This window comes from Lysinibacillus sp. NPDC086135 (assembly GCF_044746345.1).
GTDB lineage: Bacteria > Bacillota > Bacilli > Bacillales_A > Planococcaceae > Lysinibacillus.
Map to the genome: position 1 here is coordinate 178,001 of NZ_JBIVCA010000008.1, position 12,223 is coordinate 190,223.

Annotated in this window: 10 protein-coding genes; all 10 read right to left on the bottom strand. The window is 37.3% G+C overall.

What is annotated here, in order from left to right; all coding sequences use genetic code 11:
- Positions 1–113 precede the first annotated feature (113 nt).
- On the bottom strand, positions 114–1,784 hold the full coding sequence (locus ACIPKN_RS12595) for a BC_2427 family protein (RefSeq protein WP_400936445.1): 1,671 nt from the start codon (positions 1,782–1,784) through the stop codon (positions 114–116).
- A 114-nt stretch (positions 1,785–1,898) separates the two neighbouring features.
- Positions 1,899–2,063 carry a hypothetical protein gene (locus ACIPKN_RS12600; protein ID WP_400936447.1) on the bottom strand — a complete coding sequence of 55 codons (165 nt, stop codon included), beginning with the start codon at positions 2,061–2,063 and terminating at the stop codon, positions 1,899–1,901.
- Positions 2,064–2,386: 323 nt separating this feature from the next.
- Positions 2,387–3,205, bottom strand: coding sequence for a CsxC family protein (locus tag ACIPKN_RS12605; protein WP_400936449.1), 819 nt, complete (start codon positions 3,203–3,205; stop codon positions 2,387–2,389).
- A gap of 952 nt (positions 3,206–4,157) precedes the next feature.
- Entirely contained in the window at positions 4,158–4,895 is a 738-nt protein-coding gene (locus tag ACIPKN_RS12610; RefSeq protein WP_400936451.1) for a 16S rRNA (uracil(1498)-N(3))-methyltransferase, read from the bottom strand.
- An 82-nt stretch (positions 4,896–4,977) separates the two neighbouring features.
- On the bottom strand, positions 4,978–5,919 hold the full coding sequence (prmA, locus tag ACIPKN_RS12615; RefSeq protein WP_400936453.1) for a 50S ribosomal protein L11 methyltransferase: 942 nt from the start codon (positions 5,917–5,919) through the stop codon (positions 4,978–4,980).
- 21 nt (positions 5,920–5,940) lie between these two features.
- Entirely contained in the window at positions 5,941–7,059 is a 1,119-nt protein-coding gene (gene dnaJ, locus ACIPKN_RS12620; RefSeq protein WP_400936455.1) for a molecular chaperone DnaJ, read from the bottom strand.
- 233 nt (positions 7,060–7,292) lie between these two features.
- Positions 7,293–9,131, bottom strand: coding sequence for a molecular chaperone DnaK (gene dnaK / locus ACIPKN_RS12625; protein WP_400936457.1), 1,839 nt, complete (start codon positions 9,129–9,131; stop codon positions 7,293–7,295).
- A 75-nt stretch (positions 9,132–9,206) separates the two neighbouring features.
- Positions 9,207–9,773: a nucleotide exchange factor GrpE gene (gene grpE / locus ACIPKN_RS12630; RefSeq protein WP_400936459.1), complete on the bottom strand. Its 567-nt coding sequence runs from the start codon at positions 9,771–9,773 to the stop codon at positions 9,207–9,209.
- Positions 9,774–9,790: 17 nt separating this feature from the next.
- Entirely contained in the window at positions 9,791–10,819 is a 1,029-nt protein-coding gene (gene hrcA, locus ACIPKN_RS12635; protein ID WP_400936461.1) for a heat-inducible transcriptional repressor HrcA, read from the bottom strand.
- Positions 10,820–10,908: 89 nt separating this feature from the next.
- The gene (gene hemW, locus ACIPKN_RS12640) at positions 10,909–12,054 is read right to left on the bottom strand and encodes a radical SAM family heme chaperone HemW (protein WP_400936511.1); all 1,146 of its coding nucleotides are present in this window, start codon (positions 12,052–12,054) and stop codon (positions 10,909–10,911) included.
- Positions 12,055–12,223 lie beyond the last annotated feature (169 nt).

The following is a 12,223-nucleotide window of genomic DNA, read 5'->3' on the forward strand; positions in this document are numbered from 1 at the left end:
TTATGAGAGTACTCATATCGCTAGAATATGTAGGGATTTAATCCATATATGGACATTTACACTAGTTTTTTTAAAAAGAGTTTTTTGAGCAGAGATATATGCTTAAGTATCCTTTAGATCTTAGGCACTCGAATTTTTTGTGCTTGTAGCAAATGAATGATTATTTCTAATACTATGTTTTGACACATTTGATTTGAATGAATTAATGACTCATTTTGTGCAGGTACTGCTTTCCCAATGCGGGATGCTGTATATTCAATACTCTGATGAATATAACCTTCAATAAATAAATTTCCCCTCAATGCTGAACATGTCCCATTACCTAATGATTGAGAAAATTGATTAGGAACGAATCTACAATTGGTTAATACTACCTCATTCAAGATATCTTTAACCCCCTCAATTCCTTTTTCAAATAGGATCTTCTCTTCAAGGCATATTTCTATTTTATATTCCCCTACTACAACTGGCGCTCTAATGTGCATAAAGTCACCGGAACTGTAAGTGTGATAATCGGTTTCTCCTTTTTTAGTTGATGGTGTGTTATGTAAGGGAACAACAACTGATTTAGACGGATTACTCTCCTGATTATTTTTATCATAAGTATCAGTTTTCATTAAAAATGTAATTTGATTAATTTTTGAGTGAACCAAACGACAATCAGGTTGTTCAGGATAATCCGTTGTAGTACTAAATAGTTTGGTTTCAAATTGCGGAGTAAGATGATTGTTTGGATCAAGAAAATCAAATGTATTTTTAACAGCCTCCCCACAGATAGGAGCATGAAGAAAATCATCAATTTCTACGTGAGTAGAGAATGGGCTTTTTTGGGTTTTAGAATATACTTCCCCTTGTACTGACCCAGGAAATGCATGATCACGATCTGTAAAATTGTTATTCTCCATCTCTTCTGAATCAATAAGACATATTATTTTCTTCCCAACATCGGATTCAGAAGGACTACAAGTTTCACGTTTGGAGTCTAGTCGGTTTGTAAAATCCTGTTCTTCTACAGGCTTGGTTTCTTCTGCATCGTCTGAATCAAGGGAATCATTCATTTTATCCCCTACATTCGTTTCAGAAGGATTAGGTAGTTCACAATCGAAATCTAGAGGAGATGCAAAATCCTGTTCTTCCAAAGGTTTGGTTTCTTCTGCGTCTTCTATATTAAGAGGATCATTCATTTTATCCTCTATATTAGTTTCAGGAGGAATGACGGAATCTAAACAAGCTACAAAATTCTGCTCTTCCATGGGCTTGGTCTCATCTGTATCTTCTGTATCAAGAGGATTATTCATTTCATCCCCTACATTCGTTTCAAAAGGAATAGATAGTTCATAGTTGGAATCTAGTTGGGCTACAAAATCCCGTTCTTCCACAGGCATGGTTTCATCTGCTTCTTCTGTATCAAGAGGATTATTCATTTCACCCCCTACATTCGTTTCAAAAGGAATAAGTTTTTCACAATTGAAATCTAGAGGAGATACATCATTCTGTTCTTCCACGGGCTTGGTTTCTTCTACATCGTCTGTATCAAGAGGATTATCCATTTCATCCCCTACATTCGTTTCAAAAGGAGTGAGTAGTTCACAATTGGAATCTACATGTGATGCAAGGCTGAATTCACTTTCTTTTTCCACATCAAGGAAATCATTTATAAAATCGGAATAAGGAGAATTCTGTTGCGATGCTTGATCCATTTCGATGGGTTCAATTTGACAATTATATTTTTGTTCGGAACTTATCTCTTTCATCACTTTATAGTTAATCCATGGAGTTTGCATTCGTTCACTCCCAAATAATGTTTATTGTGAAACATTTGATCCATAAAATCCTACGATAAGAGAAACATGTTCAAAATCGTTTTCTTCAGGGAAAAACTCACGAATAACCCGTTTTCATTTACTTACGTTGCCATGATGAATAGGGATTGGTAAAACTGCCCTTTTCATTTCTTTTAATGTTTGATAACAGCTAAACACTTTTTCTTCTATTTTTGCTCGAATATATTTATAGATGTGTAAAGCTTTTAATGAATGTCCCTTTTTTAAAAATATTGTCAAACGATTATGAGCTACTTTTATTTTGATCTAGGTATTGCACTAATTACAATCCATTTTATGCTTTATTTTTACTTTTGTCACAGAGTACTTTTCCAAATTTCAGGTAGCAATTAAGATACCCATGTGTTTGAGAGACGATCGCACCCAAAATTTTATCTATCCACTATTTTGTTTTCAACTCAATTATTTGATAGATCCTTTAATACAAAAAGCAGTTGAAAGTTCGATTTAACCGAACTTTCAACTGCCAACAAAAATTTTAGATTTTTTCAGTGCCTACGAAATGCCCTTTCTTATCTATTATGCTCCTCTAAAAACCTAGATTAACAACAAGGATTAGAAGGAGGAGTCGGAGGAGTCGGAGGAGTCGGACTAACTGGAGGAGTAAGCCCTGTAAGAACAGGAGTTATAACATTAGTGCCAACTCCAAGGCGAATTTGTTGAACTTGCAGTACTTTTACAGTAAGCTCTAGCACGATTTTTTCACGTAATGTGTCGAAAGTGCCTTCTGGTGCTGCCATAACCGGTGAAAAGTCAAGTTCAAAGAAGTTTGCAGCTACTAACTCGCCAAATGGTTGTTCATTGTATTTAACTAGATTTTGGAAGAATGCTTTATCCAATCGAGCATCCATTTGCGTAGTTTCATTAAGGAAGTTCGCTTCGGCAAACTCGGAAATTCCTAAAATCGGAGTAGGGCCTCCAAGTGTTTGTGGGAAAGTAAGGTCTGTAAAACCTGAAAACGGAACATCGGCAATTCTATCTTGGAGTGCCGCGTTACATGCTGCTGTAGCATATTCTATATTTTTGCGAATATGTCCTGCTACAAATAATTTAGCTCTTGTTACCGCAAAAAAGTCAGTAGTGCCAATACGTGCAAAAGCAACAGGTACTAGTTTCACTTGATTCAGGAATACATTTTTTTTCACTCTTTTGATTTCAGTTGCTGCAGGTGTAAGCGTAATATCCGACTCTACAACAATTTGAAGTGTTGGTTCTGCAAGTACAACCGGAACTTTAATAGTTGGCGTCACTAACGGTGTAGCAACTACTGGAGTAACCTCAGTAGTTAATGGTATTTGTTCTGTTGATGTTACTGGACAAGGTTCGACTTGATTAACTTGAATATCTAATTGATCACTCAAAAAAATTCCCTCTTTTCATTTTTTAGTATTAGGAGCGCTCTATAGTAGAATATGAAGAACTTAAAACTATACATGGACTTGTATACTAGTTTATTTACTTATAATAAAAATGGGATTTTTGAGTTGAGTCTTACTTGTGTTTTAAAGCTTTTCTTTAAACTCGGTCCTCACAGTTAAATCGCTGAAATATTCACTTACTTTTTCCCATAATACGAAAAATGCCGAATCCAACCCAACTAACTAAACTACTATTGAAACGGTAATTGGTATTTTACCTACTTCATGTAAACAAATACTAAATCATTCAGGAAAGGAAATAGTATATAGTCCTGTAGCAATTAAGGTTGCAGAATAGATCATAGAAGCAATTACAAAAATAAATAATTAAGATATAAAACAATAAAAAACGGGCTTCTCCCCAAAATGGGTATGATTGTCGCGACGAAACTAAACTATACAAAAAGGTGAATGCCTTATGTTTTGAAAAATATAATTTATGAAATAAACACAAATAGAAATAATTAAGAGATGCTTCATTATTTCTTAAAGCTTTCTTTAAAAAATAACTAACTACCAATAAAACAACAACGTCTTTGAAAAATAATTATTTCTTACAAGTTCCTAAATAAAAACTAAAATGAATGTCAATGATAATAGGGAGAATATCCACCCCATTTAAGTAAGAATACTACAATATTTAAATGGGGATTTTACTAAAAAATTAAACCTATTCTAACGAGTCTGTTTTGGACTACAATGTAAAAGAGCCGATTCAATTTTTTTTGAATCGGCTCTTTTTGTTAGGATTATTAATAAAAAACAGTCATTGATTGTGGTCTTTTCCTATTCCTTCAAACCTTGCAATGACTGCACTTACACGTCATTATATTGCCGTTTACCCATGCACAGCCATTGTTTGAAAAGGCTCTTTTGACAAGGTTAAATGCCTATTTCATTCAAATTCATAAGATATTGCAGACAGTGCATATAGTGGCGCTGTTTCTGCACGTAAAATTCGGGGCCCTAATGACATCGTTTGGGCACCGGCTTGAAGCAGTGCATCTGCTTCTTTTCTAGCAATGCCACCTTCTGGACCAAAGATAATAAGAACGGATTTCGACTTCTTGTCATACACTTTTTTTAACTTCTCCGCAAATCTTGTGCGTTGTTGTGCTTTTGCATCCTCTTCATCTGCTATAAATACGGCGTCGAAATGGCCAACTTGTTCTAGTAGCTGTTTAAAAGAGATTGGTTCATAAATTTCTGGGATATGTGTACGATGGGATTGCTCAGCTGCTTCTTTTGCAATTTTTTGTAGCCGCTCTTGCTTTTTGGCACCTTTCTTTTTATCCCATTTAACGATGGAACGCTCTGCTTCAAATGGCATTAGGGCAAACATTCCAAGCTCCGTTGCCTTTTGCGTAATAAGTTCTAGTTTATCGCCCTTTGGCAAACCACACGCCACTGTTACATGAACAGGTAACTCTGGAGAAGGAATAATTTCACCTGTAGTTTGAACGTGTACCTCATCGGCTTCGAAGGCTACAATTTCACATATATGAGCGGTATTTTGTGCAACTACAACGATTTTGTCGCCTTCTTTCATACGCATTACTCGTTCAATATGTCGCGCATCCTCTCCACTAATACGTGCTTCCTCAATGGTCGTCTCAATAAAATAGCGTTGCATGTTACCATACTCCTTTATAGCAAGAAGAGAAAACGCCAAATCGCCAGCACTCGGCTCACGATTTGGCGCTTCCTCAATCAATTTATTGTGGTCGACGGGCAATGATCGCTACCCAATCTTCCATTAGTAATACTTCTTCGATTACAAACCCTGAAGCTTCTAGTGCTGCTTTTACATCATCACGTTTCGCGCCAATGATGCCTGAAGTGACATATAATCCACCCGGTTTAACAACTGAAAATGCATCGTCAGTAAAGGACATAATAATTTCTGCTAAAATATTAGCCACAACGACATCAGCTGGTTCCTTAACTGTATCCAATAGATTTCCATGGAATACAGATACTTTATCATCTACTTTGTTTAATGCAACATTTTCTTGTGCTGAACGAACAGCTACTTCGTCTAAATCAAGTGCATGTACGCTCTTAGCTCCTAGTAAAGCTGCACCAATTGATAGAACGCCTGAACCCGTACCGATATCGATAACTGTATCACCCTCTTTTACAACCTTCTCAAGCCCTTGTAAGCACATAACAGTTGTAGGGTGTGTTCCTGTACCAAAGGCCATACCAGGATCTAATTCAATCATTAATTCATCTGTTGATACTGGTACATATTCTTCCCATGTTGGTACAATTGTAAAGCGTTCAGAAATTTTTACAGGATGATAATATTGCTTCCATGCTGTTGCCCAATCTTCCTCGTTAACTTCCACAATCGATACAACATTTTCACCAATATCGATGTTGAAGTTCGTTAAATTTGTTATAGCCGCCTTAATTTCTTCGACTGTTTCATTTAAAAAACTAGACTCCGATAAGTACGCCTTAACAATAACACCATCTCTCGGAAAATCCGCTTCATTTAGCGCATAAATTTCACCATACTGATCCTCTCGTGGCTTCGCAAATTCTGCAGAATCCTCAATAACTACACCACTTGCCCCTGCTTCATGCAAAATATTCGAAATTGCTTCTACCGCTTCATTTTTTGTATGAATGGATAATTCTGACCACTTCACGTAGCTCTTCAGCTCCTCTAATTATTCACCTTGGAATTTTTTCTTAATTTTATCGAATAGTGAGCTTCCTTGTTCTTCAGGAATGTCACCACTGATTTCCGCAAATTCACGTAGTAGTTGCTTTTGTCTTTCAGTTAATTTTTCTGGCGTTACAACTTTTACTGTTACATATTGATTTCCTGTACCATAGCCATGTACATTTTTGACACCTTTGTCTTTTAGACGGAATTGCGCACCTGACTGTGTTCCCACAGGAATACGTAGTTTTACTTTTCCATGAACCGTTGGGACTTCTATTTCATCACCAAGAGCTGCTTGTGGGAATGTCAGTTTTAGTTCGTAATAAATATCATCGCCATCACGTTCAAACTCTTTATGTCCTTGAACGCGGAACATAATATATAAATCCCCCGCCGGGCCGCCATTTATACCTGGCTCTCCTTGACCAGACACACGAATTTGCTGACCATCATCCACACCTGCTGGAATGTTAACTTTAATTTTCTTACGTTTCTGAACGTTACCTTCGCCACGACAAGTTGAACATTTTTCTTTAATGTTTTTACCTGTACCATGACATGTAGAACAAGTTCGACGATTCATCATACGGCCGAAAGGTGTATCTACAGCTTGATTTACTTGACCCGCACCTTGACAAGTTGAACATGTTTCAGGATTAGTACCTGGTTTTGCACCCGAACCGTGGCAAGTATCACATAATTCATCTTTCGGAATTTCGATTTCTGTTTCTTTCCCGAAAATTGCTTCTTCAAATGTAATATTCATACGATATTGAAGGTCGTCACCTTTGCGTGGTGCGTTCGGATCCTGACGGCGACCGCCACCACCAAAGAATGAGCTGAAAATATCCTCGAAGCCGCCAAAGCCGCCGCCCCCGAAGCCACCACCAAAGCCTGCATTTGGATCTTCATGGCCAAATTGATCATAGCGTGCTTTTTTCTGATCGTCACTTAAAACTTCATAAGCTTCAGCGATTTCTTTGAATTTTTCATCTGCACCTGGCTCTTTATTAAGGTCAGGATGGTATTGTTTTGATAATTTACGGTATGCTTTTTTAATTTCATCTTTAGAAGCCGATTTCGTTAAACCAAGCACCTCGTAGTAATCGCGTTTCTCCATGATTCACACTCCGCTCTTTTTGCATAAAATCTATTGTATCACGCAGTTAAAAAAACTGCCTCTATTTTATTATTAAATATTCATTAAAAATGTTGCATATATGTTTTTTCACATTTCTCGCACATAACCTATGCATCTAGACGATTAAATGTGAGTGGATATATCTAAGATAAAGAGAAAAGCCAAAGCCGCAAGCGGTCTTTGGCTTCTTCACTCAACTGTGTTACTTACTATTATTTATCGTCTTTTACTTCTTCAAAATCAGCGTCTACGATATCGTCTTTTTTACCAGCGCCAGCATCTGCACCAGCATCGCCACCTTGAGCTGCTTGAGCAGCTGCTGCAGCTTGTTCATATACTTTCATAACTAATGGCTGTAATACGCCTTCTAGTTTTTCTTTAGCAGATTTAATGCCTTCTAATTCGCCAGCTTCAAGCGCTTTTTTCAGTTCGTCACGAGCATCTTCAACAGATTTTTTCTCATCTTCTGTAATTTGTTCGCCTAAGTCAGCAATTGTTTTGTCAACTTGGAACACTAATTGGTCAGCTTCGTTGCGAAGATCTGCTTCTTCTTTGCGTTTAGTATCCGCCTCAGCATTTGCTTCAGCATCTTTTACCATACGCTCGATTTCTTCCTCAGATAAACCAGAATCAGATTGAATAACAATAGTTTGTTCTTTGTTTGTACCAAGGTCTTTCGCTTTAACAGATACGATACCATTTTTATCAATATCGAATGTTACTTCGATTTGTGGTACACCACGTGGTGCTGGTGGGATATCCGATAATTGGAAGCGGCCTAATGTTTTATTGTCTGCCGCCATTGAGCGTTCACCTTGTAGTACGTGAATATCTACTGCTGGTTGGTTGTCCGCTGCAGTTGAGAATACTTGTGATTTAGATGTTGGGATCGTAGTGTTACGGTCGATTAATTTTGTGAATACGCCACCCATAGTCTCGATACCTAATGAAAGTGGAGTTACGTCAAGTAAAACTACGTCTTTTACATCACCAGTTAATACGCCACCTTGAACAGCAGCACCCATCGCTACAACTTCGTCAGGGTTTACACCGCGGTGTGGCTCTTTATTAGTTTCTTTACGTACAGCTTCTTGTACTGCTGGAATACGTGTAGAACCACCAACTAAGATTACTTGGTCAATTTCAGATGTTGAAAGACCTGCATCAGATAATGCTTGACGTACTGGACCTACTGTACGGTTTACTAATGGTAATGTAATTTCGTCAAATTTTGCACGAGTTAAAGCAATTTCTAAGTGCAATGGACCAGCTTCACCAGCAGTAATGAATGGTAAAGAAATTTGAGTAGATGTTACACCTGATAAGTCTTTTTTCGCTTTTTCAGCCGCATCTTTAAGACGTTGCATAGCCATTTTATCTTTAGAAAGGTCAATGCCGTTTTCTTTTTTGAATTCTGCTACAAGATACTCGATGATAGCATCGTCGAAATCGTCCCCACCTAGTTTGTTATCACCAGCTGTTGCTAATACTTCAAATACACCGTCACCTAATTCAAGAATAGATACGTCAAACGTACCGCCACCAAGGTCAAATACTAATACCTTTTGATCTGTATCTTGTTTGTCTAAACCATAAGCAAGTGCAGCAGCTGTTGGTTCGTTGATAATACGCTCTACTTCTAAACCTGCGATTTTACCAGCATCTTTAGTAGCTTGACGTTGAGCGTCGTTGAAGTAAGCAGGTACAGTAATTACTGCTTTTGTTACTTTTTCACCTAAGTAGTCTTCAGCATAGCCTTTTAAGTATTGAAGAATCATTGCAGAAACTTCTTGTGGAGTATATTCTTTATCTTCCACTTTAACTTTTTCAGATGTACCCATTTTAGATTTAATAGAAATAATTGTGTTAGGATTTGTTACTGATTGACGTTTCGCTACTTCACCAACTTGACGTTCGCCATTTTTAAACGCAACAACAGATGGTGTTGTACGGTTCCCCTCTGGATTTGGAATTACTTTTGGTTCTCCGCCTTCAAGTACAGAAACACAAGAGTTTGTTGTTCCTAAGTCAATACCGATAATTTTGCTCATAAAAATTTCCTCCTATTATTTAAACGCAAATGATGCGTTTTCTATCTAAATGTAATAAATTAAATAGTACTAAGTCTATTCGTTTACAGATACCATTGTTGGGCGTAATACACGATCCTTTAACATATAGCCTTTTTGAAGCTCGCGTAAGACAACACCCGTCTCTTTTTCACTATCTTGCTCTTGCATGACAGCTTGGTGAATATTAGGGTCAAATTGCTCCCCTTCAGCTTTAATAATCTGTAAGCCTTCCTTCTCAGCAGCTTCTATCAGAGAACGGTACACCATTTCAATACCTTTCACGATGGAAGCAGTTTCTTCAGAAGTCGCTTCAACTTGTAAGGCACGTTCAAAATTATCAATTACTGGCAATAAATCAGACAGTAAGCTCTGAGCGCGATACTTTTCAGCAGCCTCACGATCAAGTTGATTGCGGCGGCGAATATTATCGAAGTCAGCACGTAAGCGTAGATGACGATTTTCCTCGTCGGCTAGCTTTGCTTGTAACTCAGCTAGTTTTGCTTCATACTGTTCTTCGATTGTTAATTCAGCTTTTTGTTCTTCTACTACTTCTGTCTCTTCTACCTCATTTTCAGCTTGTAAATCCTGTACAAGGTCTTTGTTTTCAGTTTTTTCCGTCACTTTTATCCTCCTCATTATCAATCACTACGATTCTTCGTAAAGGCTTGTGTTAAATCCAAGCGCATTACGTCTAGTAAAGCAACAACACGTTTATAATCCATTCGTGTTGGACCAATAATTGCTATAGCCCCTTGCTGATCTTCACCAATAGAATAAGTGGTCGTAATGACACTACAGTTTTCCATTTCTAGTTGTTTATTTTCTGAACCAATACGAATGTGAATGCCCGATTCATTAGGATGGAAGAGTGACTGCACTTGGCTAGTCGTTTCCATTAAGTCCAAAATCATACGGACTTTATTTAAATCGTGGAATTCAGGTTGGTTGAACATATTTGTTTTACCGCCATAGAAAATTTTACTTTCTGAATTATGCATCGTCGCTGTCACGAGAGCGTGAATAAAATCATCCGCTGATCGAACATGCTGGTGTAATACTGTTAGCACTTCAGCTTCGAGTTCTTTATGAATATCCTCTAATGAAACACCAACTAGTCGTTCATTTAAGATATTAACCATTTTCTCTAAATCAGTAGCGGTAAAATTAGGCGGTAAACTAAACATGCGATTTTCTACATGCCCGTTATTCGTTACGATAATCGCTACTGCTGTATCGCTAGAAAGTGGCACAATTGAAAATCGTTTTACTCGATGTCTTTGAACATCTGGTCCTAAAAGAATCGATGTATACGAGGTCAGTTCTGATAAAATATTGGCTGACTTTCTGATAATATGCTCTACTTCTACTAAGCGATCGTTAAAAATTGATTGGATTTGCTGAATATCCCTCGAATTAATGCCTTGGGGATTCAACAAATGATCTACATAAAATCTATAACCCTTTTCCGAAGGCACTCGACCAGAGGAAGTGTGCGTTTTTTCTAAGAAGCCTAATTCCTCTAAATCCGCCATTTCATTTCGAATTGTGGCTGGACTAAATGTAATCTCTTGCTTTTTGGAGATTTGGCGAGAACCTACCGGCTGTGCAAACATAATAAAGTCGTCTACGATAGCTTGCAATATTTGTAATTGCCGATTTGTTAGCATGATTATCACCTCTGTTAGCACTCAACTAAGAGGAGTGCTAATACTATTATTAAGTTATCAAATCCTACATTTTATGTCAACGATATCGCTCAATCTTCTAGTAAAAATTGTTGAAATACTTCATTACCTACAAAGCGACCTTTTCGCGTAAGTCGAATTCCTTTAGTATCCTGTTCCAAAAGACCTTCTGAAACTAACTTTTCTATGACATATGAGTAATCCCTATACATTGATTCTTTAAATTTTTCTTCATATATAGAGTGTGTAATTCCTTCTGTTTTACGCAAACCTAAAAACATTTGCTCTTCGCGCTTCTCATTCTCTGTTACAACATGCTCATAGACAATTGGTAGTTCCCCTGCATTTACTGCATCCATATACTTTTTCAATGGTCCATGATTTGAATAACGCTGACCCGCTAAATACCCATGAGCACCAGCACCAAATCCTGCATATTCATCATTTTCCCAGTATATTTTATTATGTTTAGAACTGAAACCAGATTGAGCAAAGTTACTTATTTCGTATTGTTGAAGTCCATACGCCTCCATCTGGTTCATTAGCACATCGTACATATCCGCTTCAAGATCTTCAGTTGGTAAATGGAGCTTCCCTTTTGTGTATTGATTATAAAAAATCGTTTTTGGCTCCACTATTAGTGAATAAGCAGAATAATGTGGTATTTTAAGAGCGAACGCTTTTTCTAAGGTGTCCTTCCATTGTGCCATCGTCTGACCCGGCAAACCGTACATTAAATCCAAACTAATATTTCTGAAGCCTACCTTTTTCGCCAAGGCAATTGTTTCATAAACATGATTGTTGCTATGAGTACGACCAATTTTCTTTAACAACTCTTGATCAAAGGATTGTACACCCATACTTAAGCGATTTACACCACCGTCAAACAATGCTTGCATTTTTGCTTCTGAAAGCTCGTCCGGATTGGCCTCTGATGTAAATTCTGTCACATTGTCCATCGGAATATACGTACGAATAAGCTCAAGAAGTCTGTCTATTTGCTTAGGTGATAGTGCTGTTGGTGTACCGCCACCAAGAAATATCGTTTCGATTTGCTTAAAACTCTCGGGATATTTTTTTGTCGCAAGCTCCATCTCCTTGCCAAGCATTTCTATATATTCATCCACTGGTTGATTTTTAAAATAAAATTTATTGAAATCGCAATAATTACAAATTTGATGACAAAAAGGAATATGAATGTAAACACCTCGTGCCATAACTATCCCTTCTTTCTCGTTAGTCTTTTCCATTTCCTCATTATAAACAATAGCGGCACGGAACGCCATGAATCAAGTTAGTAAAATAACTAAATCAAAACTATGTTACTTTAACATTATTATCCGAAAATTCACACCTTTTTGTTGTGCTAATTAAAAACAAGAAATG

What these genes read in the sequence shown, in the direction of transcription:
- ACIPKN_RS12610 (WP_400936451.1), bottom strand. Translation starts at nt 4,895, where the DNA reads ATGCAACGCTATTTTATTGAGACGACCATTGAGGAAGCACGTATTAGT.
- hrcA (WP_400936461.1), bottom strand. Translation starts at nt 10,819, where the DNA reads ATGCTAACAAATCGGCAATTACAAATATTGCAAGCTATCGTAGACGAC.
- hemW (WP_400936511.1), bottom strand. Translation starts at nt 12,054, where the DNA reads ATGGCACGAGGTGTTTACATTCATATTCCTTTTTGTCATCAAATTTGT.
- dnaJ (WP_400936455.1), bottom strand. Translation starts at nt 7,059, where the DNA reads ATGGAGAAACGCGATTACTACGAGGTGCTTGGTTTAACGAAATCGGCT.
- dnaK (WP_400936457.1), bottom strand. Translation starts at nt 9,131, where the DNA reads ATGAGCAAAATTATCGGTATTGACTTAGGAACAACAAACTCTTGTGTT.
- ACIPKN_RS12595 (WP_400936445.1), bottom strand. Translation starts at nt 1,784, where the DNA reads ATGCAAACTCCATGGATTAACTATAAAGTGATGAAAGAGATAAGTTCC.